The sequence below is a fragment of the Roseobacter cerffii genome, assembly GCF_054226325.1.
The window spans coordinates 63,928-87,715 of sequence record NZ_JBTBYJ010000002.1 but is presented as its reverse complement, the minus strand read 5'-3'; the positions used below and the strand labels follow the sequence as shown (position 1 = coordinate 87,715).

At 62.2% G+C, this 23,788-nt stretch carries 20 protein-coding genes; 12 read left to right on the top strand and 8 right to left on the bottom strand.

What is annotated here, in order from left to right; all coding sequences use genetic code 11:
* The first annotated feature begins 18 nt into the window (after positions 1–18).
* The 11 genes from ACVC7O_RS21420 (at position 19) to ACVC7O_RS21370 (ending at position 14,493) form a co-directional block, all read left to right on the top strand.
* Positions 19–2,772 carry an aminotransferase class I/II-fold pyridoxal phosphate-dependent enzyme gene (locus ACVC7O_RS21420; protein WP_458326152.1) on the top strand — a complete coding sequence of 918 codons (2,754 nt, stop codon included), beginning with the start codon at positions 19–21 and terminating at the stop codon, positions 2,770–2,772.
* A 24-nt stretch (positions 2,773–2,796) separates the two neighbouring features.
* Complete coding sequence (locus ACVC7O_RS21415; protein WP_458326151.1) at positions 2,797–4,248, top strand: biotin carboxylase; 1,452 nt, start codon at positions 2,797–2,799, stop codon at positions 4,246–4,248.
* Between the two features lie 21 nt (positions 4,249–4,269).
* Complete coding sequence (locus ACVC7O_RS21410) at positions 4,270–5,241, top strand: C45 family autoproteolytic acyltransferase/hydolase (RefSeq protein ID WP_458326150.1); 972 nt, start codon at positions 4,270–4,272, stop codon at positions 5,239–5,241.
* Positions 5,242–5,369: 128 nt separating this feature from the next.
* Entirely contained in the window at positions 5,370–6,950 is a 1,581-nt protein-coding gene (locus tag ACVC7O_RS21405; protein WP_458326149.1) for an ABC transporter substrate-binding protein, read from the top strand.
* Positions 6,951–7,040: 90 nt separating this feature from the next.
* Positions 7,041–8,606 carry an ABC transporter substrate-binding protein gene (locus ACVC7O_RS21400; protein ID WP_458326148.1) on the top strand — a complete coding sequence of 522 codons (1,566 nt, stop codon included), beginning with the start codon at positions 7,041–7,043 and terminating at the stop codon, positions 8,604–8,606.
* Between the two features lie 9 nt (positions 8,607–8,615).
* On the top strand, positions 8,616–9,596 hold the full coding sequence (locus ACVC7O_RS21395; protein ID WP_458326147.1) for an ABC transporter permease: 981 nt from the start codon (positions 8,616–8,618) through the stop codon (positions 9,594–9,596).
* Entirely contained in the window at positions 9,596–10,552 is a 957-nt protein-coding gene (locus ACVC7O_RS21390) for an ABC transporter permease (protein ID WP_458326146.1), read from the top strand. Before ACVC7O_RS21395 ends, ACVC7O_RS21390 begins: the two co-directional genes overlap by 1 nt.
* Positions 10,552–11,532, top strand: a complete 981-nt coding sequence (locus ACVC7O_RS21385; protein WP_458326145.1) for an ABC transporter ATP-binding protein — start codon at positions 10,552–10,554, stop codon at positions 11,530–11,532. Before ACVC7O_RS21390 ends, ACVC7O_RS21385 begins: the two co-directional genes overlap by 1 nt.
* Positions 11,532–12,494, top strand: a complete 963-nt coding sequence (locus ACVC7O_RS21380; protein ID WP_458326144.1) for an ABC transporter ATP-binding protein — start codon at positions 11,532–11,534, stop codon at positions 12,492–12,494. Before ACVC7O_RS21385 ends, ACVC7O_RS21380 begins: the two co-directional genes overlap by 1 nt.
* 6 nt (positions 12,495–12,500) lie before the next feature.
* A complete protein-coding gene (locus tag ACVC7O_RS21375) occupies positions 12,501–13,742 on the top strand; it encodes a flavin-dependent oxidoreductase (RefSeq protein ID WP_458326143.1) in 1,242 nt (413 codons plus the stop codon).
* A gap of 28 nt (positions 13,743–13,770) precedes the next feature.
* Positions 13,771–14,493, top strand: a complete 723-nt coding sequence (locus ACVC7O_RS21370; RefSeq protein WP_458326142.1) for an SDR family NAD(P)-dependent oxidoreductase — start codon at positions 13,771–13,773, stop codon at positions 14,491–14,493.
* Here ACVC7O_RS21370 and ACVC7O_RS21365 read toward each other — a convergent pair.
* Entirely contained in the window at positions 14,490–15,242 is a 753-nt protein-coding gene (locus ACVC7O_RS21365; protein WP_458326141.1) for an MBL fold metallo-hydrolase, read from the bottom strand. The two genes, ACVC7O_RS21370 and ACVC7O_RS21365, sit on opposite strands and share 4 nt — an antisense overlap.
* Positions 15,243–15,291: 49 nt before the next feature.
* Between ACVC7O_RS21365 and ACVC7O_RS21360 the strand changes: the two genes are divergently transcribed.
* Entirely contained in the window at positions 15,292–16,419 is a 1,128-nt protein-coding gene (locus ACVC7O_RS21360; protein ID WP_458326140.1) for an aminotransferase class I/II-fold pyridoxal phosphate-dependent enzyme, read from the top strand.
* Here ACVC7O_RS21360 and ACVC7O_RS21355 read toward each other — a convergent pair.
* From ACVC7O_RS21355 to ACVC7O_RS21325, 7 genes are all read right to left on the bottom strand, one after another.
* Positions 16,416–16,982 carry a PqiC family protein gene (locus tag ACVC7O_RS21355; RefSeq protein WP_458326260.1) on the bottom strand — a complete coding sequence of 189 codons (567 nt, stop codon included), beginning with the start codon at positions 16,980–16,982 and terminating at the stop codon, positions 16,416–16,418. The genes ACVC7O_RS21360 and ACVC7O_RS21355 overlap by 4 nt on opposite strands.
* A 2-nt stretch (positions 16,983–16,984) precedes the next feature.
* Complete coding sequence (locus ACVC7O_RS21350) at positions 16,985–19,069, bottom strand: PqiB family protein (protein WP_458326259.1); 2,085 nt, start codon at positions 19,067–19,069, stop codon at positions 16,985–16,987.
* Positions 19,066–19,710: a paraquat-inducible protein A gene (locus ACVC7O_RS21345; protein ID WP_458326258.1), complete on the bottom strand. Its 645-nt coding sequence runs from the start codon at positions 19,708–19,710 to the stop codon at positions 19,066–19,068. The genes ACVC7O_RS21350 and ACVC7O_RS21345 overlap by 4 nt, the downstream gene beginning before the upstream one ends.
* A complete protein-coding gene (locus tag ACVC7O_RS21340; protein ID WP_458326257.1) occupies positions 19,677–20,315 on the bottom strand; it encodes a paraquat-inducible protein A in 639 nt (212 codons plus the stop codon). Before ACVC7O_RS21340 ends, ACVC7O_RS21345 begins: the two co-directional genes overlap by 34 nt.
* A gap of 64 nt (positions 20,316–20,379) precedes the next feature.
* Positions 20,380–21,777 carry an NADP-dependent phosphogluconate dehydrogenase gene (gene gndA, locus ACVC7O_RS21335; RefSeq protein WP_458326256.1) on the bottom strand — a complete coding sequence of 466 codons (1,398 nt, stop codon included), beginning with the start codon at positions 21,775–21,777 and terminating at the stop codon, positions 20,380–20,382.
* Positions 21,774–22,670 carry an SMP-30/gluconolactonase/LRE family protein gene (locus ACVC7O_RS21330; RefSeq protein ID WP_458326255.1) on the bottom strand — a complete coding sequence of 299 codons (897 nt, stop codon included), beginning with the start codon at positions 22,668–22,670 and terminating at the stop codon, positions 21,774–21,776. Before ACVC7O_RS21330 ends, gndA begins: the two co-directional genes overlap by 4 nt.
* 58 nt (positions 22,671–22,728) lie before the next feature.
* Complete coding sequence (locus ACVC7O_RS21325; RefSeq protein WP_458326254.1) at positions 22,729–23,760, bottom strand: L-idonate 5-dehydrogenase; 1,032 nt, start codon at positions 23,758–23,760, stop codon at positions 22,729–22,731.
* Positions 23,761–23,788 lie beyond the last annotated feature (28 nt).

The following is a 23,788-nucleotide window of genomic DNA, read 5'->3' as shown; positions in this document are numbered from 1 at the left end:
GACAGCGGAGGACGACTGATGCATGCGATAAACGATTATTCTTCGGCGATTCAATTGCGATCTGACCGATGGAGCGCGCTGCGCGAGGCCACCTCGGGCTTGACCCGCGGCCCAAAACCCAAGCAGCAAGCCGCGCTGTGCGAGACCGTCGAGGAGCTCTTCAAATCGCTTGCAGTCATCGAGCCTTACTGGGCGTTTCCCGGCATGGCGGCCTTTGATCACATGCGGCGGCAGTTCGAGCACGGCTCCTTCGATGATCTGGCCTTTGCGGTGGGGCGGGTTACGCGGGCGCTGACCACCGGGGCGTACCGCCGCCGTCACATCCCGCTGGAGCGGGACAGCATTGATCACGAAGAGCATGACGATGAGGCGATGCTGCCCCCGGAGGCGCGGGCGTTGGCCAAGCCTTATTTCGAGGTGCTGATCGTCGATAATGTGAATGAGCATCAGGAGCGATGGCTGCGCAGCAATGTCACCCGGATGCGGCGGCCGGAAGACCCGTTTGTTTACGAGGCGTTGGTGGTGCCGAGCCTTGAGGACGCGCTGGTGGCGGTGCTCTTCAACCACAACATTCAGGCGATTGTCGTGCGGCCTGGGCTGGTGCTGAAATCGCGGATGGATCAGGAGATCGTCGCGCGATTTATCACCCGCGCGGGCGGGCAGGAAGAGATCGACAACATGCTGCCCGAAAACTACGGGCCGGAGCTTTGCCGGTTGGTGGCGAAGGTTCGGCCCGAGCTGGATGCCTATCTGGTCACCGAACGCTCGGTCGAGGAGATTGCGGGGCTTGATCTGGGGATTTGCCGGCGGGTCTTCTACAATCAGGAAGACTTCATGGAGCTGCACCTGAACATCCTGCGGGGGGTGCAGGCGCGCAACAAAACGCCGTTTTTCACGGCGCTCACCAACTATTCCAAGCAGCCCACGGGCGTGTTTCACGCGATGCCGATCAGCCGGGGCAAGTCGATCTCGCGCTCTCACTGGATCCAGGACATGGGGGCATTCTACGGTCCGAATATCTTCTTGGCCGAGACTTCGGCGACCTCGGGCGGCCTCGACAGTCTTCTGGAGCCGCATGGGCCGATCAAGGAGGCGCAGGAATTGGCGGCCCGCGCCTTTGGTTCGAAACAGACCTTCTTCGCGACGAATGGCACCTCAACCTGTAATAAGATCGTCGTACAAGCCCTTGTTCGACCTGGAGATATCGTGCTTGTGGATCGCGACTGCCACAAGTCACATCACTATGGCATGGTGCTGGCCGGGGCGCAGGTGAGCTACCTCGACAGCTATCCGCTCAATGAATATTCGATGTATGGCGCTGTGCCGCTGCGCGAGATCAAGCACCGGCTGCTGGAGCTGAAGGCGGAAGGCAAGCTCGACCGGGTGCGGATGCTGCTCCTGACCAACTGCACCTTTGACGGGCTGGTCTATAATGTTGAGCGGGTGATGGAGGAATGTCTGGCGATCAAGCCGGATCTGATCTTCCTCTGGGACGAGGCGTGGTTCGCCTTTGCGCGGTTCAACCCGACCTATCGGCAGCGGACGGCGATGGCGGCCGCGGGCACGCTGAAAGAGAAGTTCCGCAGTGACACGCATGAACGGCTTTACGAGGCGCAGCAGTCGATGCTGGAGGGCTGCGACGATGAGAAGCTGCTCGACACACGGCTGATCGCGCCACCGAACGCCCGGGTGCGGGCCTATTCGACGCAATCGACGCATAAGACGCTGACGTCGCTGCGCCAGGGTTCGATGATCCATGTGTTCGATCAGGATTTCAAAGGCGAAGTGGAACAGGCCTTTCACGAAGCTTATATGACCCACACCTCGACCTCGCCGAATTACCAGATCATCGCGAGCCTCGACGTGGGGCGCCGGCAGGTGGAGCTGGAAGGCTTCGAGTTCGTGCAGCGCCAGATCGAGGCGGCGATGTCGATGCGGCGGGCGATCATGACGCACCCGCTTTTGTCGAAGTATTTCAAGGTGTTGACGGCGGGGGACATGATCCCCGATCACCACCGGCAATCCGGCATCACCAGCTACTATGACGCGCAGCAGGGCTGGACCGACATGTGGGACAGCTGGGAGCAGGATGATTTCGTTCTGGATGCCACGCGGGTCACGCTGGCCGTTGGTGGCACCGGCTGGGACGGGGACACGTTCAAGACCGATATCCTGATGGATAAATACGGCATCCAGATCAACAAGACCTCACGCAATACGGTGCTGTTCATGACCAACATCGGCACCACGCGGTCGTCGGTCGCCTATCTCATCGAAGTGTTGGTGGAGATCGCCAAATCCATCGATGAGCGGCTGGACGATGCGAGCCGGATGGAGAAACTGTCGTTCGAGCGGCGGGTCAAGGGCCTCATGGAAGAGCTGCCGCCGCTGCCTGATTTCAGCCGGTTCCACGATGCTTTCCGGCAGTGTGATGTGACGGGCGAGGGCGATATCCGCTCGGCCTTCTTCCTCGCCTATGACGAGGAGAAATGCGACTATTTCGACATCAACGGAGCGCTTGGTGCGGCGCTGGATGCGGGTGAAGAGGTGGTGTCGGCCAGCTTCATCATCCCTTACCCGCCGGGCTTTCCAATCCTGGTGCCGGGGCAGGTGGTCAGCAAGGAAATCCTCGCTTTCATGCTGGCGCTGGATGTGAGCGAAATCCACGGCTACCGGCCCGATCTGGGGCTGCGGGTCTTTACCCAAGAGGCGCTGCAGACGCTCGTCGACGCCAAGCCGGTGATGCAAAAAATGGCCCAGGTGGCCGAATAATCCCAACAGGAAGGACATTAAGACATGGCAGCTACGGTTCTGAAGAATATCTCGGAGATCCGCCGCTATTTCCACCGCAACGAGGACCCGATCTATTTCATCTCGGCCACGAATTTCAACCTGTTGGGCCTCGACGAATGGGTGAAGAATTTCAAGTACATCTGCTACATCGACTGTTACGGCGGGAAGCATCCCAATGTGTTCTGCCCCTCCGAGCAGCCGCATGCGGAGTTCCAGTCCATCGAGGACATCAACAACTATCTGCTGCAGCACAAGGAGGTCATCGACTTTATCAAGCGGCGCGGCGGCAAGCCGAAATTCGTCTTCCTGATGTTTGATGCGGAAACCGAGCGGCTGTCGAAAGAGCTGGGGGCAGAGGTCTGGTTCCCCAAAGCCAAGCTGCGCACGAAGATGGACAACAAGATCGAAACCGTGCGCATCGGCAACAAGGCGGGCGTGCCCTCGGTGCCCAATGTGCTGGCTGAAGTGAAATCCTACGAAGATCTGAAGAAGACCTGCGAGAAGGCGAAGATCGGGCATGATCTGGTGTTGCAATCCGCCTTCGGGGACTCCGGGCACACCACGTTCTTCATCAAGTCCGAGGCGGATTTCCGGCGGCATGAGCATGAGATCGTCGGGGAGGGCGAGATCAAGATCATGAAGCGGATCGATTGCCGGGGATCGGCGATCGAGGCCTGTGCCACTAAGGAAGGCACCATTGTCGGGCCGTTGATGACGGAGCTTGTCGGCTTCAAGGAGCTGACGCCCTATCGCGGTGGTTGGTGCGGCAATGAGATCCTGTCGACGGCCTTTCCGCCGAAAGTCAGACAGCAGGCGCGCGATCTCACGTTCAAGTTCGGCGAGCAGCTGCGCAAGGAAGGCTATCGCGGGTATTTCGAGCTCGATTTCCTGATCGACAAGAAGACGGGTGAGCTGTGGCTGGGCGAGTTGAACCCGCGCATTACGGGGGCCTCGTCGATGACCAACCACGCGGCCTTTGCCCATGCGGATGCGCCGCTGTTCCTCTTCCACCTGCTGGAGTTCTCTAAACGGAAATTCAACCTCGATGTGGATGAGCTGAACGCCCGCTGGGCAGATAGCGCGAACATCGACAGTTGGTCTCAGATGGTGATCAAACACACCGAAGACAGCGTGGATATCTGCACCTCGGCGCCTGAAACCGGCATTTACCGGATGCTGGAGGACGGGCGTGTGGTTTATGACCGGTTCGATTATCACCGTCGGGCAGTCGAGAGCGAGAACGAGGCGTTCTTCCTGCGTATTCTCGGCCCTGGCGACTACCGCTACGAGGGTGCGGACATCGGCATTCTGGTCACTCGGGGGCGTTCGATGACCAAGAATTTCCGGTTGAATGAGCGCGCCAAAAAATGGATTCACGGGATCAAGCAGAGCGTGACGGCTAAGCCGCTGCCCACCGCGACGGCGCTGGCGGATCCGGCGTTCAAGATCCTCTGACCCGAAAGGACCGCGCAACAGATGTTATGGCGCGCCGTGAGTGAAGACAGCCCTGGGCCGAAATGGTCCGGGCTGTTTGCCGAATATTGGCCGGATTACAAACGCTGGTGGCTGAAAGAGGGCGAGACCGCGCGGCCCACCTATGCGGAGTCGCGCGGCGCTTTGCAGCAGCATATGCCGGAGATCGTACCGCTTTACGATGAGCTCTGCGAGCTGGTCGGTGGTGGTGATCTGGCGGCGCGATTTTTGTCGTTCTATTGTCCGCCGCCCTATCTGGCCGGGTGCAGCCAGGCCATCTGGACCGGCAAGGAGCCGGTCATGGTGCGCAACTACGACTACAATCCCAATGCCTTCGACAGCCTGGTCCTGCACACGAAATGGCAGGGGCGGCAGGTCATGGGCACGTCGGATGGGCTTTGGGGGCTGGTTGATGGGGTCAACGACGCGGGTCTCTCGATTTCGCTGACGTTCGGCGGACGGCGCGTCGTGGGCGAAGGCTTCGGTGTGCCGTTGATCCTGCGCTATGTGTTGCAAACTTGCGAGACGGCGGAGGAGGCGGGTGCGGCGCTCGCACGGATCCCGACGCATATGAGTTACAACGTGACCGTGCTGGACCGAAAGCGTCAGTATCTGACCGCGATGATGGCGCCGGACCGCGAGACGCTGATCACCCACGCGGCCGTGGCGACGAACCATCAGGAGAATGTCGAGTGGGTGAGTCACGCGCGGTTCACCGCGACGGTGGAGCGTGAGCGGTTCCTGCTGCATCGTTTGACCCTGCACCGTGATCCGGAAGAGAAGTTCATCGGCGCTTTCCTGAAGCCGCCGCTTTATTCGACCGCGTTCAACGTAGGTTTTGGCACACTTTACACGGCGGTTTACCGTCCGAAGCGGCGGCAGATGGAGCTGCGCTGGCCCGGAACTGTCTGGCCGTTGTCGCTGAAAGGTTTCGAGGAAGGCAGCCAGCATATCCTGTTGCCCGGTGCGGCCTGAAATCTTGGCAGTCTCAGATTTTTACCAATGAAGTCAGAGCTCTTCGCATCGAAGTTGCAGAAGGGGCTTGCCAAACCCGGCGCCGTCCCGAAGATGGGTGCCAGAAAAACAAACCGGGGAAAAATATCATGAGAATGACGACAACTGTTTTGTCGGCAGCGGTACTGCTGTCGAGCACGGCGCTGGCTTCCGCCGAGACGCTGCGGTGGGCGCGCGCAGGTGACAGCCTGACGCTGGACCCGCATGCGCAGAATGAAGGCCCGACCTCCACCTTTGCGCATCAGATCATGGAGCCGCTGGTGCACCGCGATCATGCCGGCACCATTGTGCCCGCGCTGGCCACCGAATGGGCGCCGTCGGAAGACGACCCGAACGTCTGGGTGTTCAAGCTGCGCGAAGGCGTGAGCTTCCATGACGGCGCGGCTTTCGACAGCTCAGACGTGAAGTTCAGCCTCGAGCGGGCGATGACCGAAGATTCCGACTATAAGGAACTGCTGGCCTCTGTCGCTGAAGTGCGCGCGCCGGATGCCTATACGATTGAGATCGTGACCAATGGTCCGAACCCGATCATGCCGAACAACCTGACCAATATGTTCATCATGGACCAGGATTGGGCCGAGGCGAACAACGCGGTGAAGGTGCAGGACTATGAAGGTGGTGAGGACACGTTTGCGGCGAAAAACGCAAATGGCACAGGGCCTTACAAGCTGGTGAGCCGAGAGCCTGACGTGAAGACGGTGCTGACCATCAATGAGAACTACTGGGGCAAGGACGAATTCCCGCTGGATGTGACGGAGATTGTCTTCACGCCGATCCAGAACGCGGCGACCCGTGTGGCGGCGCTCCTCTCAGGCGAAGTGGACTTCATCCAGGACGTGCCGGTGCAAGACCTCGACCGCGTGGCGGGCACAGATGGGCTCGACGTGCGCACTGCGCCGCAGAACCGGGTTATTTTCTTCGGTATGAACGTCGGCGATGAAGACCTCGCCAATGACAGCGTCGAGGGCGCCAACCCGCTCTCTGACGTGCGTGTGCGCGAGGCGATGAACCTTGCGATCAACCGCGACGCAATAAAGCAAGTGGTGATGCGCGGACAGTCGGCCCCCGCGGGCATGATCGCACCGCCCTTTGTAAATGGCTGGGATGAGGCGATGGATGCCTCCTCGACCACCGATCTCGACAAGGCCAAGACGTTGATGGGCGAGGCGGGCTATGGAGATGGCTTCTCGATCCAGCTCGACTGCCCGAACGACCGCTACATCAACGATGAGGCGATCTGTCAGGCGGCGGTCGGGATGCTGGCGCAAATCGGGATCACCGTGAATCTCGACGCCAAGCCAAAGGCCCAGCACTTCCCGCTGCTCAGCAATCTTGAGACAGATTTCTACATGCTGGGTTGGGGTGTGCCGACCTACGACTCCGAGTACATCTTCAACTTCCTCGTGCACGGGCGGGACGACAAGTATGGGTCGTGGAATGCCACGCGCTACACCAACGACGATCTGAACGCCAAGATCCAGAGCCTTGCGTCGAACACAGATCTGGAGGCGCGCGATGCGGATATCGCCGCGATCTGGGAAGTGGTGCAGGATGAAAAGCTCTATATCCCGATCCACCACCAGGTGCTGAACTGGGGTATGAAGTCTGGCATCGACACCGTGGTTGAGGCGGAAGATTCGCCGAAAATCAAGTACTTCAAGCTGAACTGAGCCTGATGGGCTTGTAAAAAATCTGGCGCGGCCCTGGCAAAGGGCCGTGTCTTCACCGCTTTCCCGCAAATCTGCCGAAAGGGTTATCCGATGCTCCGTTCCCTCTCTTTTGCTGCTGTTTTGATGGCCACCGCGTCTGCGCTTGGGGCCGAAGACTTCCGATGGGCTGAGACGACAGACCCGCAGACGATGGATCCACATGCGGTGAACTCGGCGGCCGTTCTTGGCTTTCTGAACAATGTCTACGAAGGGCTGGTGCGGCGCGGCAAGGACATGACCATTGAACCAGCGCTCGCTACGGCATGGGAGCCAATCGAAGGTGGGGCAGGCTGGCGGTTCACCCTGCGCGAGGGCGTGACCTTCCACGACGGCAGTGCGTTTGACGCGCAGGATGTGCTCTTTTCGTACGAGCGCGCGTCGAGCGAGGCGGCTGATACTCGCAGCTGGTTTGCACCGGTCTCCGAGGTGCGCGTGGTGGACGACTATACCGTCGACATCATGACCACCGCGCCGAACCCGATCTTCCCGGACAGCATCGCGAACTGGATGATGATGGACGCGGGCTGGGCCGAGACGAACAACGCCGGGTTGCCCGACAAGGACAACGGCAACTTCGCCACGCTGAATGCCAATGGCACGGGGGCCTTTCAACTGGTGACGCGCGAGCCGGGGCTGCGCACGGTGCTGGAGCCCTTCGACGCATGGTGGGACGAAGCGGAACACAACATCACCCGGGCCGAGCTGACACCGATTCAGAACCCGGCGACAGCGGTGGCGGCGCTGCTCTCGGGGGATGTGGATTTCATCAACCCGGTGCCGATTCAGGATACGGCGCGGCTGGCTGCGAACGATCAGGTCAAGGTGATCCAAGGCATTGAGGCGCGGGTCATCATGCTGGGCTTCCCGCATGAGGCCGAGGCGCTGAAGTATTCCGGAGAGACGACAGACGCCAACCCCTTCGCCGATGTCCGTGTGCGGCAGGCGGTGGCACACGCGGTGAATGTGCCCGCGATCCTGCAGACGATCATGCGGGGAAATGCCGAAGAGGTGAGCCAGCTTGTGAGCCCGACGATGCGCGGGTTTAGCGGGGACTTGGCCGCACGGCCTGCGTTCGATCCGGAGAAGGCCCGCGCGTTGCTCACCGAGGCGGGGTACCCCGATGGCTTTTCCTTTGGTCTGAAATGCCCCAACGACCGCTATTTGAATGACGAGTCCGTCTGCCAGGCAGTGACGGGCATGTTGGCGCAGGTTGGAATGCGCGCGACGCTCGATGCGATGCCGGTGCAAAACTACTGGCCGGAGCTGCGCAGTGACAACTACGACATGTACCTGCTGGGCTGGTCGCCCGGCACGTTCGATGCCGAGCATCCGGTGCGGTTTCTGGCCAGCACACCGAATGAAGAAAAGAAGCTAGGCTCTTGGAATTTCGGCGGATTTTCGAATGCGCGGATCGATGAACTTCTGCCGATGATCCAATCGGAGATCGACGATAGCAAACGGCAGATGATGCTCGACGAGACCACGAAGATCCTGCAAGACGAGGTCGCTTACGTGCCGCTTTATGTGCAGCCGCTGGTGTGGGGCACACAGGCGAATATCGACCTGACGCAGCGGCCCGATAACTTCTTTCTGCTGCGCTGGGTCACCGTGAACTAGAGAACCGACATGCTCGCCTTCATCATCCGCCGTGTTTTCCAATCGATCCTTGTGTTACTTGTGGTCGGCGCGGTGGCCTTTTCGATGTTCCGCTTTGTTGGTGATCCGATTGACAACATGCTGGGGCAGGAGCGCACGCAGGCGGATATCGAGCGTCTGCGCACCGAGCTGGGCCTCGATCAGCCTTTCCCGGTGCAATACTACAAGTTCCTCGAAGGCGCGGTGCAGGGCAATTTCGGAGTGAGCTACCGGCAGGGGCGGCCGGTGTCCGACATCCTGATTGAACGGGCGCCCGCAACGCTGGAGCTCGCCGCAGTCTCCGGGTTTTTGGCGATCAGCATCGGGATCGCGCTGGGGGTCTTCACCGCGATCCGGCGCAACGGGTTTGCGGCGAATGCGATCATGTCGGTCTCGCTGATTGGGGTATCATTGCCCACCTTCCTGATTGGTATCCTGTTGATTTACCTGTTTTCCGTTGAGCTCGGCTGGCTGCCAAGCTTCGGGCGGGGTGATACGGTGATGGTGGGCGGCTGGTCCACCGGGTTCCTGACCGAAAGCGGGTTGAAGGCGCTGATCCTGCCGTCGATTACACTGGGGCTTTACCAGATGACGCTGATCATGCGGCTCGTGCGGTCGGAAATGCTGGAGGTGCTGCGGCAAGACTACATCCGTTTTGCGCGCGCCCGTGGTCTGCGGGACCGGGCGGTGAACTTCCGCCATGCGCTGAAAAACACGCTGGTGCCTGTGATCACGGTCACGGGGCTGCAGCTTGGCTCTATTATCGCCTTTGCGATCATCACCGAGACGGTGTTTCAGTGGCCCGGGGTGGGGCTCCTTTTCATCAACGCAATCCAGTTCGTGGATATCCCGGTGATGGCCGCGTATCTGATGCTGATTTCGGTGATGTTCGTGGCGATCAACCTGATCGTTGATCTGCTCTATTTTGCAATTGATCCACGCCTGCGCGTGGACAGGACGGCGGCGCACTGATGGCGGAGACCTCTCTCAACACACCGGCTGCGGTCAAAGAACGCTCGCGCCTGCGGCTCGCGCTCGAGAGCGATTTTGCCTATCAGTTCCGCAAATCCCCCGTGGCGATTGTCTCGGCGGCGATCGTGTTGCTGATGGTCCTCTGCGCCATTTTCGCGCCGTTGATTGCCCCCTATGACCCTTTCGATCCGGCCTCGCTGAACCTGATGAACGGCTTCTCCAAACCGATGGAGCCAAATGCCTTCACGGGTGAGACCTTCTGGCTTGGCACAGACGATCAGGGGCGCGATGTGTTTTCGACGATCCTCTATGGCATGCGCATCTCGCTCTTTGTCGGTGTGGCGGCGGTGCTTTTCGCGATGGTGCTGGGCGTCACGCTGGGGCTGATCGCAGGGTATCTTGGTGGCTGGACCGAGACGATCATCATGCGCGTGGCCGACGTGCAGCTGACCTTCCCGGCGATCCTCGTGGCGATGCTGATTTTCGGCATCGCCAAGGGGATCACGCCGGTCGAGTACCGCGATCAGATGGCGATCTGGGTGCTGATCATCGCGATTGGTCTGTCGGACTGGGTGCAGTTCGCGCGTGTCGTGCGGGGCGCGACGCTGGTCGAGAAGAACAAGGAATACGTACAGGCCGCCCGGCTCATCGGGCGCGGGTCGGGGGCGATCATGCTGCGGCACATCCTGCCGAATGTGCTGTCTCCGGTGCTGGTGATTGCCACCATTTCGCTGGCGCTGGCGATCATCGCAGAGGCCACGCTGAGCTTCCTGGGTGTCGGCGCGCCTCCGACACAGCCGAGCCTTGGCACGCTGATCCGCATCGGGCAGGGGTTCCTGTTCTCGGGCGAGTGGTGGATTCTGCTCTTCCCGGCGCTCACCCTCTTGGCGCTCGCCCTAAGCGTCAATCTGCTGGGTGACTGGCTGCGCGATGCGCTGAACCCGAGGTTGCGATAATGGCTGATCCGGTTCTGTCCATCCGTAACCTGACGGTCGAGATCCCGACACGGCACGGTATTCTGCGCCCTGTCAGCGGTGTTTCCTATGACATTGCCGCAGGTGAAATCCTGGGCGTTGTGGGTGAGAGCGGCGCTGGTAAATCAATGGCCGGCAATGCAGTCATCGGTCTTCTGAACCCGCCTGCGCATATCGCAGGCGGTGAAATTCATGTGCGGGGCACGCGGGTGGATCAACTTGCCGGCGATGCCATGCGACGCCTGCGGGGCAAGGAAATCGGCATGGTGTTTCAAGACCCGCTGACCTCGCTCAACCCCCTGCTCCGGATCGGGGATCAACTGACCGAAACGATGCTGGCGCATCTGGACATCAGCCGGGCAGATGCGGACCGGCGTGCGGTTGCCGCACTTGAGGAGGTTGGCATTCCGGGCGCGGCGGAGCGCGTGGACAGTTATCCGCACGAGTTCTCCGGGGGTATGCGCCAGCGGGTGGTGATCGCCTTGGCCCTTTGCGCCGAACCGAGCCTGATCATCGCAGATGAGCCTACCACCGCCCTCGATGTCTCGGTGCAGGCACAGATCATCGCGCTCCTGAAGAAGCTCTGCCGCGAGCGGGGCACGGCGGTGATGTTGATCACCCATGACATGGGTGTGATTGCCGAGGCCGCTGACCGGGTGGCGGTGATGTATGCCGGGAAACTCGCGGAGCTTGGGCCGGTGCGCGACGTGATCACGACGCCGCGCCACCCCTATACCCATGGGCTCATGGGATCGACCCCGCTGGCCTCACGCGGCAAGGATCGGCTGCACCAGATCCCCGGCGCGATGCCGCGACTTGATGCCTTGCCGGAGGGATGCGCCTTTCATCCGCGCTGTCCGCGCGTGCATGACAGTTGCCGGGTTTCGCCCGGGCCGCGTATCGAAGATGGCGATGGCCGCGCTGCCTGTCTCTTTCCGATGGTCGAGGAGGCCGTGGCCTGATGGCGCTGGTCGATATTCGCAACCTGACCCGTATTTTCGATGTCTCGAAACCGTGGTTGAACCGGGTGGTGGAACGGCGCGAGAAGTCCTATCTCACCGCCGTCTCAGACGTCAGTTTCGAGATTGCGGAGCGGACCGTCTATGCGCTGGTGGGCGAGAGCGGCTCGGGCAAATCGACGATCGGAAAGATGCTCGTCGGTTTGCTTGGGCCCAGCGACGGCGCAGTGGAGATCCGCGGCACCGATCTTGCACGTGAGACGGACGCGGCGAAGGTCGATGCGGTGCGGCGCGAAATCCAGATGATCTTTCAGGACCCGTTCGCCTCGCTCAACCCGCGCTGGCGAGTGCGGGATATCATCGTCGAACCGGTGGCGGCACGCGGTGGCAACACCGATGGCATGGCGGAGCGGCTGCTCGAACAGGTGGGTCTGTCGGCGAAGGATGCGGGCAAGTTTCCGCATGAGTTTTCCGGGGGACAGCGACAGCGCATCTGCATCGCCCGCGCACTGGCCTCTGAGCCCAAACTGATCGTCTGTGACGAGCCGACCTCGGCGCTCGATGTCTCGGTGCAGGCGCAGGTGCTGAACCTGATGAGCGATTTGAAGGACGAGTTTGGCCTGACCTATCTCTTTATCAGTCACGATCTGACGGTTGTGCAGCATATGGCCGACCGGATTGGCGTGCTCTATCTGGGACGTCTGGTGGAAGAGGCGGGGCCGGATGAGCTCTTTGATGACCCCAAACATCCCTATACCCAGATGCTGTTGGCAGCAGCACCGCAGCTCGACAGTTTCGGGCGCGAAGTGCCGCCGCCCACCGGCGAGATTCCCGATCCGATCAATCCGCCGAAAGGCTGTGCATTCCACCCGCGCTGCCCGCTTGCAGAGGACATCTGCAGCCAGACCCGCCCCGAGATGCGCGAGATCCGGGGCGCGCGCGTGGCCTGCCACATGGCGGGCTGACCGGCGATGACCGTTCTCATTGCCGGGGCCGGGATTGCGGGGCTGACACTGGGCCTGACGCTGCAGCAGATTGGCGTGCCGTTTTGCATCTACGAAGCCGTGCGCGCGCTCAAGCCCATGGGCGTGGGTATCAACCTGCAGCCGAATGCGGTGCGCGAATTGTATGATCTGGGCCTTGCCGACGACTTGGCGGAGATCGGCGTATCGACCCAAAGCGTCGGGTTCTATAGCAAGACGGGTGGTGAAATCTGGACAGAGCCGCGCGGTACGGCGGCAGGCTATCACTGGCCACAGGTGTCGATACACCGGGGGCGGTTGCAGATGTTGCTCTATGAGACGCTGCGCGCGCGGGCGGGGGAGAGCTGCGTTATGACCGGACATCGCGCGACCGGGTTTTCCGGCACGGAGCTCACGCTGGAGGGCCCCAGTGGTACAACCCCGGTCGATGGCACGGTGATCATCGGCGCGGATGGCATCCACTCGGCCCTGCGCGGGCAGATGTACCCACGGGAGGGCCCGCCGGTCTGGAGTGGCGCAATCCTCTGGAGGGGCACGACGCGGGCAAAGCCGTTTCTGAGCGGCGCCGACATGGTCCTCGCGGGGCATGACAACCAGCGGATCGTGGCCTATCCGATCACAAGGGCCGATCCGACCACCGGAAACGCGGTGATCAATTGGATTGCGGAACGGCGTGTCGATCCGAGCGAAGGCTGGCGCAAGGAAGACTGGAACCGCGCGGCGGACCTTGCAGACTTTCTGCCCGCCTTCGAGGACTGGGTGTTTGACTGGCTGGATGTGCCCGCACTGATCCGGGGCGCAGAGGCGGTGTTTGAGTATCCGATGGTGGATCGCGATCCCGTTGACCGCTGGAGAGATGGAGTGGTGACACTGATGGGCGATGCGGCACATCCGACATATCCGGTCGGCTCGAACGGGGCGAGTCAGGCCATTGTGGACGCGCGCACGCTCGGCGCCTGTCTGCTCGCACATGGTGTCACCGCTGATGCGCTGGAGGCTTATGAGCGCAGTGTGCGGCCTCGAACCACCGCTGTCACGCTGGCCAATCGCGGCAGCGGCCCGGATGCGATCCTGCAGCTGGTCGAAGACCGCTGTGGTGGTGTGTTTGACAGCATCGAAGATGTGATCCCACGGGAGGAACTGGCCGCCCATTCGGCCAAGTACAAGCGGCTCGCGGGCTTCGATGTGGGTGCGTTGAACGCGCAGCCGCCGCTGATTGGCCCGCTATGACCAACCCTGCTTTCAGGAAGGAAAACCCATGACCCGAACCGCTGTGGTGACCGGCGCGGCCGGAGGTCTGGGGCGGGCGATTGTCGACCGGCTCGTCGATGACGGGTTTCACGTCATCGGGTTTGACATCGACGAGGCCGGTTTGGCGCAGATGGCGCGCGGCGGGTTTGACGGCGAACGCGTTGATCTGACCGACCCCGCGGCGATTACCGAGGCCTTCGACGATATCGCGGCGGTGCACGGCGGGCTCGATGCTTTGGTGAACAACGCGGGCACCTGTCTTATGTCTGATTTCCCGGAGATCCCCGCCGATGTGTTCGAGCGGCAGATGGCGTTGAACTTCACGGGCGCATTCCATTGCTGTCAGGCCGCGGTCAAGCTGATGCTGGGGCGGGCAGGCGTACGGAAGATTGTGAACATCTCCTCGAACGGGGCCTACAACTTCGATGCCTTTGATCCGCCGCATTACCGCGCCTCGAAAGCGGCGCTCGACACGCTGACCAAGGATCTCGCTCGGCGTTATGCGACAGAAAGGATTGCGGTTAACTCCATCGCACCGGCAATGACGGAAACGCCGCTTTTCGGCGTTGTGAGTGAGGAGGTGCTGGCCGATGCCATCGCGCAGATGCCGCATGGGCGGGCGATGCAGCCCTCTGAGATTGCGGCTTGGGTCGGGTTTCTGCTGTCGCCTGCCGGCGATATCTCGAGCGGCAACGTGATTATTCTCAACCAGGGCCGCGATGTGCGTTAGGCGTACCAGTCCGGCGCCTTGCGCAGCTTGGGCCATTGCTCGGGGCAGTGACCGTAGATGACCATCGCCTGCCGGTCCTTTGCAATGCGCATCAGTCTGGCGCCGCTGGCCATTGCGGCGGGCTCGTTCCAAGACCCGGCAAACCGCTCGTCGATCTCGGCGGGACGGCTGATAGCATCCGATGTGAGCAGGAAAGGGCCGGTATCCGGCAGCTCGATCAGAAAGGCCAGCTGGCCCGGAGCGTGGCCCGGAACCAGATAGATGTCGAAGCCCGGACCGACAGATGTATCACTGTCGACCTCGATGTAGGTCCGGTCCGGCCAGTCCATAACCTGCTTGCCCGACCAATAGAGGGGCCGGGGTAAGGCACGTTCGGCGGCAGCGATCACAATTGGCGCATCGGGGAAGCCGTGCAGGAAACCAACGTGATCGATATGCGTGTGGCTCTGGATCATGACCGTGATGTTATCAGCAGACAGGCCCAATTGTTCCAGCTGAGCGGGCGCCAGGTTGTCTGCGGTCAGCGACAGAACACGGCCAAAGCTGCCCAATTCGTCCTCGGCTGTCGCGGCAACGGAATCTTCGGCATATTTGGCGGGAAAGCCCGTGTCGATCAGCACGTTTTCACCGGCATCCGTCTGGATGAGGTAGCCGCAGATGCCAATGATTCGCCCGTTGGCGTGCACCTGAAAGAGCCCGTAATCGAGCACCGCCATCCGCAAGGGACGCCCTGTCAGAAGGGGTTGCATCTCACCTGCCTCGCCAGTCTTCTTGGCCCAAGTAGGCGGGGGAGGGACCATGAAAGTCAAGATACACGCGTTGTTCCAGTATCTGTTGGAGACAACCGAGGCCGACCCCGAAGCCGTTGTCGGGTTCTCGCTGTCGGCCTCACCCACCTTGGGCGCGTTTCTGGATGAGCTCGACCCGGCGCTGCCCTTGGATTGGAACAACCGCGACTTTCGCGGCCTGCCAGAGCTGCGCGCACATGTGTTGACGCAGGCCGGGCTTGAGCACCATTGCGGACTCGAGGATGTGCTGATCACTGCCGGGGCGGCGGAGGCCAACTATCTGGCGATCATGCAGCTGTTGCAGCCGGGCGATGAGATTGTCGTTGAAACGCCGGGGTGGCCGCAGGCCGCGGTGCTGGCCCGCGCGGTTGGCGCCACAATCGTCGAGGTGAGACGCGAGGAGGCCGATGGTTGGCAGCTGCCGCTGGACGCGCTGGCGGAGGCGGTGACCGCAAAAACGCGCATGATCTTCCTGAGCAATCCGAACAATCCCACGGGGCAGCTTCTCGGCCACGATGAGCTGACCGCGATGGTGGCTATCGCCGAGCGGGTGGGGGCGTGGCTGCTGGTTGATGAGGTCTATGCGGGGCTGGAGTGGCAGGGACCGCGGGCGCCGTCGGTCGCCGGGCTTTATGCGCGCGGGATCACCACCGGATCGGTGTCAAAGGCCTTGGGGCTGCAAGGGCTGCGGACAGGCTGGCTCATCTGCCGCGATCCTCAACTGTTGATGGACGCGGTGATCCTGCGAGAGAATTCCTCGGAGATCATGAACATCATGGGAGAGGTCATCGCGGAGATCGCGCTGCGCCCGGAGCGATACGCGGCGTCTCTGCAGGCGGCGCGTGCCGCCGGGGCCGACAACCTTGCGCGATTGAGCGGCTGGCTGGACGCGCAGCCAAATCTCAGCTGGGTGCCACCGCAGGCGGGGCTCATCGGTCTGGGCCGGTTGCCGGACGGCATGGATAGTGACGCTTTCGCACGGCGTTTGCTGGAGCCGCCGTACCGCACCTTCCTGCTGCCGGGCAGCGCCTATGATCAGCCACAGCACATCAGGCTGGGTGTCGGTGGCGGGACCGAGGTCAACCTCGAGGAGGGGCTGGGCCGGGTCGCCCAAGCGTTGGCGGATTGGCAGCGTTAGCGCAGGCCGTTGGCGGCCACGAAGGCCGCCACATCGAGGATGATCTGCCCCCGTGCGGTGGCAATTGCCTGTGGGCCGCCAGCCGGATCGAAGGGCACCGCCAGATCAAAGAGGCCGGACCGCTCGCGTCGACCATCGGGCACGGCGACAAAATACTGACCCGTCGCGCGGAACCGGCCGTCGGCTTCGGCCACGAGGCTCTCAAATCGCAGATCGAGCCGGGCATCGGGGAAGCTCTCGAAGGGCCAGGGGGCCGAGGCCACCCGCGCGCCGGTGATCCGGGCCAGATGGCGTGACAGTTCAAGTGCGACCGCGCGTTCGGGCGTATCGGCCCAGAGCGTACCGCCATCACTGCTGAGCCGCCCATCCGTGTCCTGCTGCGGGATTTCGTCCGATGCAGCATAGGCCGGCAGGGACACTTCGCGGATCTCGACGGCACGGAAGGCGATCCGCTGGCGCTCTGTCACCGTCGGGTCGGGTACGACATAGCGATCCGGGCTTACACCGCAGGCGGTGAGCGCCAAAAGGGCGGCGCCTGCGACTGAGACAACTTTGGTAACCATGGTCAACGCCCTCTGATCAATGCGCTGGGATTGCGCTCCAGCAAGCGGGCGAGGGAGGTCAGCGCATCGGCGGCCTGAGAGATGTCTCGAAGCGCGGCCTGTGCATCGCGGCTGATCACATCGCCTTTGTTATAGCCTTCGATGGTGCGGCTGGCCTGGTCGAAGACCTCCGTGATCCGCTCCACCAGCGCAGGCAGATCACGGCTCGACAGGGCCACGGCATCCGCGGCCTCGCGGGTCGAGGCCAGCGTGGCGTTCACGTTGGTCACCGCGCCGCCTTCGCGCAGCTCGGCCAGCGTTGCGTTCAACTCATCCAGAGCGGCGCCCAAGGACGCGGGTAGCTCCTGCGCCGCGGTGGTGGCGAGGATATCATCGGCAGAGGCCAGCAGTTCGGTGAGCTGCACGGTCAGCTCTTCCAAGGGCATCGCCTCGGCCTTGGCGGCCACGCTGCTGAGGTTATTGATAAGTTCGGGGACGCCCGCTACGGAGGCATTGACGGCCGCCGCTGCATCTGTCGCCTCGGCGATGGCCTGCACGATGCGGTCCACGGCGCGCCCGTCCTCGATCTGCGCCAGGATGGTTTCAACCCGCGCAATCGCTGCGTTCAGCGAGACGGGGATGTTCTGCACATCCTCAGAGGTCAGAATGCCGCGCAGATCACCTAGTAGCGCGCGCACCTCCAGCGGGGTTTCCCGCAGCTCCTGGCTCGAGACGAAGGCCTCGGCGCTTTGCATGAAACCGATGGCGCTGTTGAGCAGCTCTTCGATGGGCAGGCTGTTGATGCGGGTGAAGACGCCTTCGACGGTGGCTGTCGCATCGGAGATTTCACTGTCGGTCGAGGGCAGGCGTGCGATGTCGTCTTCCGAGACGATCACCTCGGCGGGCTCCGCGTCCTCGATCTCAACCAGTTCGACCTTCAAGCCGCCCGTCAGCAAGCTGCCGGTGGCGAGCCGGGCGCGCATGCCTTCCGCAACGCGGGCGCGCAGGAATTCAAGCGCGCGGGCGGGATCGATATCCCCCTGCAGGCCGAGGCGAGCAGGCTGGATACCAATCACCACGTCAAGGCGCACACGGCTGTCGCCAAACTCATCGGAATCAACAATGCCAGACAGGCTTTCGACCGAGCCGACACGCAACCCGCTCCATTCCACCGGAGCACCGACGGTGAGCCCGGAGATATTCTCGTCAAAGATCACCCGAAGCTCCAGCAGATCGGTCTCGGAGGCGTTGAAGACACTGTTGCGGGCGCTGACATCGTCCGGATAGACCTCGAAAACCGTGCCATCGGTGACCCGGCGCCCACCGGAGACAAAGGTGTCGAAGGTCAACCCACCGCCGACCAGCGACGCGAGCGAGGAGAAATCAACCTCGGCGCCCGACGGGCCAAGCGAGACGCTAAAGCCGGAGCTGTCCCAGAAGCGGGTGGAGTTGGTGATCAGACGCCCATGCGGTTCAAAGATGATGGCCTCGGCGATGGCGAAGGAACCCGTGCGCGAAATGCGGGCCGGGCCGACGCGCCCAACCTCGATGCCGCGAAAGAGGATTGGGGCGTTGTCCGTCAGATAGCCCCCGGGCCGGGTGCGCAGCGCGATCTGCAGACCTTCCTTGCCGGGCTGGAAGAGGGGCGCGGCCTCGAGACCCCTGAAGCTCGTCCGCTCCGGACCAACCTCGCTGTCCCACGAGCCTTCGATGAAAATCCCGCTGAGCACGGTGTCGAGACCGGAAACGCCTTGGATGGTCAATTCCGGCTGCACCACCCAGAAAGAGGCGCCTGCATCTACGAAGGGGGCGATTTCCTTCTCGAGACGCACCTCGGCGACAACGCCTTCGAGCCCTTCGGCAAAGGTCACGTTCTCGACCACCCCAACGGTCACATCGCGGAACCGCAGCTCGGTCTGACCCGCAGCGATGCCGGCGCCACTCTCAAACTCTACCGAGATCAGCGGCCCGCGGTCGTTGTAGGACTGCCAGGCCACCACCAAAGAGATAACCAGCGCGATCAAAGGGATTACCCAGACGATGGAGGCCCGGCCCAAGAAGCTCTCGCGTGCAGGATCGATCGGCACGGGGGCGGGGGTGTCGTTCATTCTTGTTGTTGTCCTTTGCCCTGCTGCGCATCCCAGATCATACGACTGTCAAACGCCTGTGCCGAGAGCATAGTGAAAATCACCGAGAGCGCAAAAAAAAGACTGGCGAGCCCGGGGTTAATGGCCACCAGCACCTTGAGCTGAACCAGGGAGGACAGGATGGCGACAACGAAGATGTCGATCATCGACCAGCGTCCGATGTATTCGACCACCTCGTAGAGCATCTGGCGCTGGGTCTTGGAGATGCTGGAGGGCCGGGTGACCGAGATGGCGAGAAAGGCGATGGCCATGAACTTGCCCAGCGGGATGGCCACGCTGGCGAGCAGGATGATCAGTGCGATACCGACATTGCCATAATGGATGAGCTCGATCGCGCCACCGACGATCGTGTCTTCCTGCACGTAGAAAAGCGTGCGGGTGCGCAGCATCGGGTAGAGGTTGGCGGGAATGTAGCACATCAGACCCACGATCCACCACGCCCAGACCCGTTGCAGGCTTTTCAGGTCCCTCTGGACGAGCCTGCGCCCACAGCGCGCGCAGGATTCCGTCTCTGCGGGCCAGACCTGCAGACAGCGCGTGCAGGCGACGACACCAAGGTCGCGGGCGTTTATGACCGTTTCGGTTTGCTCAGCGCGTTCCATACCGACCACCTGCACAGGAAGTTGTCCTGCACCACAACGAGCACCACGAGGATGGCGAACATCCAGAACGCGGGGCCAAAGGTTACATCCGCCAGGTCGCTGATCTTGACGAGCGCCACCGCGCAGCCGATGGCGAAGATTTCGGCCATGGACCATGGGCGCAGCGCCTCGGCCAGCCGAAACGCCTGGACCGCGTGCCGCGCGGGCGGGCGGTCCATCACGATGGGCACCAGCACGTAGAGCGACAGCAAAACACGGGTCAGGGGCACAAAGATGATCAGCGCGGCCGTGGCAAGCGACAAGACGATCAGCGGCCCATCGCTGAAAGCGAGGGCGGCGTCGAGGATCGAGACAGAGTTCCGCGCGCCTGCCGCCGAGATGGACAGAAACGGAAAGATCGCCGCCGCGGTGATCAGGATCACAATCGCCACCGAAAGTGCGATGATCTGGAGCCCGGCTTTGCGCCGCGGCATGATCAGCACTGTGTCGCAGCGGTGACAGACGGCACGCTCGCCGTGGCCGGGGCGGGACAGCGTATAGGCCGCATCGCAATGCGGGCAGACGATCAGGTCCTCACGGGGAATCGGCGCATTCACAGCGGTCATGATCTGATTTTACACGTATTTTTCACAAAGACATATGCTGCAAACCAGGCCCGGCACTATGGTGCTAGCCCGCCCATGGCCCATGCTGATCCGTGCTGCCATCATCCAGTCGCGCAAAACCGTGCAGCCCGAAGTAGTCGCGCTGCCCCTGGATCATGTTTGCAGTGCCCCGCGCGGTGCGCATAGCGTCGAAATAGGCGAGGCCCGATGCGAGGGCAGGGGCCGCAGTCCCGTGCAGGGCGGCGGCGGCCACCACCTGGCGCAGGGCATCGTGGCTGGCTTTGAGATGATCGGCGAAGTAGGGCGCGAACATCAGATTTTGCGCCGGGTTCTGCGTCAGGGCGTCCGCCATATCGTTCAGCATGTCGGACCGAATGATGCAGCCTTCGCGCCAGACCCGCGCGATGTCGGGCAGGGGCAGCGCCCAACCGAAGGCGTCGGAGGCCGCTGAGATCATCGTGAACCCCTGCGCATAGCAGAGGATCTTGCCGCAGATGAGCGCCTGTTCGAGCAGGTCCTCACCCAGCGTGTCGGGCGGGAGTGCCCTGGGTGCCGCGCCAAAGAGCGCCTCACCGTCCGCGCGGGTCTCTCGCCGGGACGAAAGGTTGCGTGCCACCACTGCCGCCTCGATGGCAGGCACCGGGGCGGCGAGATGCTGCGCCTCAATGACCGTCCAGCGCCCCGTGCCTTTCTGGCCTGCCGCATCGACGATCACATCCAGCAATGGCCCGCCAGTTGCCGGATCGATGGTGCCCGCCACGTTCCCAGAAATCTCGATGAGGTAGGACCGCAACGGGCCCTCGTTCCACCGATCAAAGACCTTGCCGATCCTTGGCGCGTCATAGCCCATGCCATCGCGCAAGACGCCGTAGACCTCGGCAATCATTTGCATATCGGCATATTCGATGCCGTTGTGCACCGCTTTCACGAAGTGGCCCGCACCCTCTTCGCCCATCCAGGTGGCGCAGGGCGCACCGTCGTATTTGGCACTGATCGCTTCAAGGATATGTGCCACGCGATCCCAATGCGCGCGCTGACCACCGCCCATGATCGACGGCCCATGCCGCGCGCCCTCTTCACCGCCTGACACGCCAACGCCCAGAAAGGGCCCCGCGGCGTCCCGCATCCGTCGGTTGGTGTCGTGAAAGTTCGCGTTGCCCGCGTCGACGATAAGATCATCCGGGCCGAGCAGGGGCCTCAAAGCTTCGATCTGCGCGTCCACGATCTCGCCCGCAGGCACCATGAGGATGATGGCACGCGGCTCCGCGAGCGCTTTGACAAATTCTTCCAGCGTCTCCGTCGGCGTGATCCGCTTGGCGAGATCACCCGCTTCGGTATGGAAGTCTCGGGTGACCTGCGCAGTCCGGTTGAACACCGCGATGTCGAAACCCTTCTCGGCGATGTTCAGTGCCAACGCCGACCCCATCGTGCCAAGGCCAATGAGGCCGATTTCGCTGCTCATGGAAATTGCACTCCGCGCCGGTTCAGGATGACCCGATAGACGCTGGTTGTCGCTGTAATGTAAAGCTCGTGTTTCGCACGTCCGCCAAAGCAGATGTTCGACACAAGCTCGGGCACGAGGATCTTGCCCAGAAGCCGCCCATCCGGCGCGATGCAATGCACCCCGTCGGCGGCGGAGGACCAGAGGTTGCCGTCGGTATCGACCCGGATGCCATCCGCTGCGCCGGGATCGATCGTATGGAAGTGACGACCACCGGCAACACCGTCGGTGGCGACGTCATAGACACGAATATGCTGCGCATCATCGCTGAACATTCGCCCCGTGTCGGCAACATACAAAAGTGCCTCGTCCGGCGAAAACGCGAGACCATTGGGGCAGTTCATGTCATCGACCATGACGTCGAGCGCGCCCGTTTCGGGGTCGGCGCGATAGACCACGCAGGGGTTTTCCTGCGCGCTCGCGAACCCTTCGTAGTTGGTCATGATCCCGTAGTGCGGATCGCTGAACCAGATGGTGCCATCCGACTTCACCACCACATCGTTGGGGGAATTCAGCGGCTTGCCGTCGTAGCTGTCGGCAATCACCGTAATGCTGCCGTCCAGTTCTGTCCGCGTGACCCGCCGCCCGCCGTGCTCACAAGAGACCAGCCGCCCCTGCCGGTCTCGTGTGTGCCCGTTCGCATAGTTCGACGGCGTGCGATAGGTGGTGATGCCCGTCTCAGGCGTCCAGCGCAGGATCCGGTTGTTGGGGATGTCAGAAAACAGCAGGCACCCCGCATCCCCAAACCAAACAGGCCCCTCGACCCAGTCAAACCCGGTGGCGAGCTGTTTGACCGGCGCGTTGCCCAGCACGTATTGACCGAAGACCGGGTCATGCACCTCGAAGAATGACATCGGATTGTCCCCTCTTTTTCTGTCAGGATAGCAGCCGTGTGCCGACTGAGAAGCGGTCTTAGGCGAAGGCGATTTGGGCTTTCATGGCTTGGGTGCGATCGCTTGCCAGTTCGAAGGCCTTGACCGCGTCTTTCAGATCAAGCGTCTGGGTGATCAGAGGCTTTACATCAATGAGACCCTTCTGCATCAGCGTGACACCGGTGAAGAATTCCTCGTGAAACCGGAACGAACCGCAAAGGCGCAGCTCCTTCGCCGTGAGAGCCTGAACCGGCAGGGTCATATCGCCACCCAGCCCCAATTGCACGATCACACCACGCGGACGCAACGCCGCGATCCCACCTGCAAGCGCGGGGGCCGCGCCTGTGCACTCAAAGAGAACATCGAAGTGCCCCTTGTCGGCCTCGTACCCCGCCAGCCCGTCCGGCGCGCTCGCCATATTGATCACCCGGTCAGCGCCATTGTCAGCGGCCATCTTCAGGGTGAAATCGGTCAGGTCGGTGGCGACAATCTCTGCCGCCCCGGCACGCCGCGCGGCCAGAATGCAGAGCAGACCGATGGGCCCGCAGCCGGTTACCAGCACACGTTTGCCCAGAAGCTCGCCAGCTTGGCGCGCGCCGTGCAAGCAGACGGCCAGCGGCTCGGCCATCGCCGCCTCGCCCGCAGTCAGCCCATCGGCGGGTACGCACTGCCGCTGATCCGCGACCAGAACCTGGCGAAATGCTCCCTGGATGTGCGGAAAGGGCATTGCAGAGCCGTAAAACCGCATATTGAGACAATGATTGTGCGTTCCTTCCTCGCAATAGCGGCACTGGCCACAGGGCCGAGACGGCGACACGGCCACCAACTGGCCGACCTCGAGGCCCGAGACCCCCGATCCAAGTGCGGTGATGTGGCCTGACACCTCATGCCCGAGGATCATGGGTTCCTTGATCCGGATCGTGCCAAAACCACCGTGCTGGTAGTAATGCAGGTCAGATCCACAGATCCCGCCCGCCGCAATGGCGACCTGAACCTCGCCGGGGCCAGGGGCTTCTTCGGGCTTGTCTTCGATCCGCAGATCACGGGGCGCGTGGATCACCAGCGATTTCATGAGGTCCTCTCCCAAGCCGCGTTTTGCG

Excerpts from the sequence above, each read along its gene's own strand:
- ACVC7O_RS21330 (WP_458326255.1), bottom strand. The coding sequence starts at position 22,670 with ATGTCATTCTTCGAGGTGCATGACCCGGTCTTCGGTCAATACGTGCTG.
- ACVC7O_RS21405 (WP_458326149.1), top strand. The coding sequence starts at position 5,370 with ATGAGAATGACGACAACTGTTTTGTCGGCAGCGGTACTGCTGTCGAGC.
- ACVC7O_RS21400 (WP_458326148.1), top strand. The coding sequence starts at position 7,041 with ATGCTCCGTTCCCTCTCTTTTGCTGCTGTTTTGATGGCCACCGCGTCT.
- ACVC7O_RS21390 (WP_458326146.1), top strand. The coding sequence starts at position 9,596 with ATGGCGGAGACCTCTCTCAACACACCGGCTGCGGTCAAAGAACGCTCG.
- ACVC7O_RS21410 (WP_458326150.1), top strand. The coding sequence starts at position 4,270 with ATGTTATGGCGCGCCGTGAGTGAAGACAGCCCTGGGCCGAAATGGTCC.
- ACVC7O_RS21420 (WP_458326152.1), top strand. The coding sequence starts at position 19 with ATGCATGCGATAAACGATTATTCTTCGGCGATTCAATTGCGATCTGAC.
- ACVC7O_RS21375 (WP_458326143.1), top strand. The coding sequence starts at position 12,501 with ATGACCGTTCTCATTGCCGGGGCCGGGATTGCGGGGCTGACACTGGGC.
- ACVC7O_RS21345 (WP_458326258.1), bottom strand. The coding sequence starts at position 19,710 with ATGGAACGCGCTGAGCAAACCGAAACGGTCATAAACGCCCGCGACCTT.
- ACVC7O_RS21350 (WP_458326259.1), bottom strand. The coding sequence starts at position 19,069 with ATGAACGACACCCCCGCCCCCGTGCCGATCGATCCTGCACGCGAGAGC.
- ACVC7O_RS21355 (WP_458326260.1), bottom strand. The coding sequence starts at position 16,982 with ATGGTTACCAAAGTTGTCTCAGTCGCAGGCGCCGCCCTTTTGGCGCTC.
- gndA (WP_458326256.1), bottom strand. The coding sequence starts at position 21,777 with ATGAGCAGCGAAATCGGCCTCATTGGCCTTGGCACGATGGGGTCGGCG.
- ACVC7O_RS21365 (WP_458326141.1), bottom strand. The coding sequence starts at position 15,242 with ATGCAACCCCTTCTGACAGGGCGTCCCTTGCGGATGGCGGTGCTCGAT.
- ACVC7O_RS21360 (WP_458326140.1), top strand. The coding sequence starts at position 15,292 with ATGAAAGTCAAGATACACGCGTTGTTCCAGTATCTGTTGGAGACAACC.
- ACVC7O_RS21380 (WP_458326144.1), top strand. The coding sequence starts at position 11,532 with ATGGCGCTGGTCGATATTCGCAACCTGACCCGTATTTTCGATGTCTCG.
- ACVC7O_RS21340 (WP_458326257.1), bottom strand. The coding sequence starts at position 20,315 with ATGACCGCTGTGAATGCGCCGATTCCCCGTGAGGACCTGATCGTCTGC.
- ACVC7O_RS21415 (WP_458326151.1), top strand. The coding sequence starts at position 2,797 with ATGGCAGCTACGGTTCTGAAGAATATCTCGGAGATCCGCCGCTATTTC.
- ACVC7O_RS21370 (WP_458326142.1), top strand. The coding sequence starts at position 13,771 with ATGACCCGAACCGCTGTGGTGACCGGCGCGGCCGGAGGTCTGGGGCGG.
- ACVC7O_RS21385 (WP_458326145.1), top strand. The coding sequence starts at position 10,552 with ATGGCTGATCCGGTTCTGTCCATCCGTAACCTGACGGTCGAGATCCCG.
- ACVC7O_RS21395 (WP_458326147.1), top strand. The coding sequence starts at position 8,616 with ATGCTCGCCTTCATCATCCGCCGTGTTTTCCAATCGATCCTTGTGTTA.
- ACVC7O_RS21325 (WP_458326254.1), bottom strand. The coding sequence starts at position 23,760 with ATGAAATCGCTGGTGATCCACGCGCCCCGTGATCTGCGGATCGAAGAC.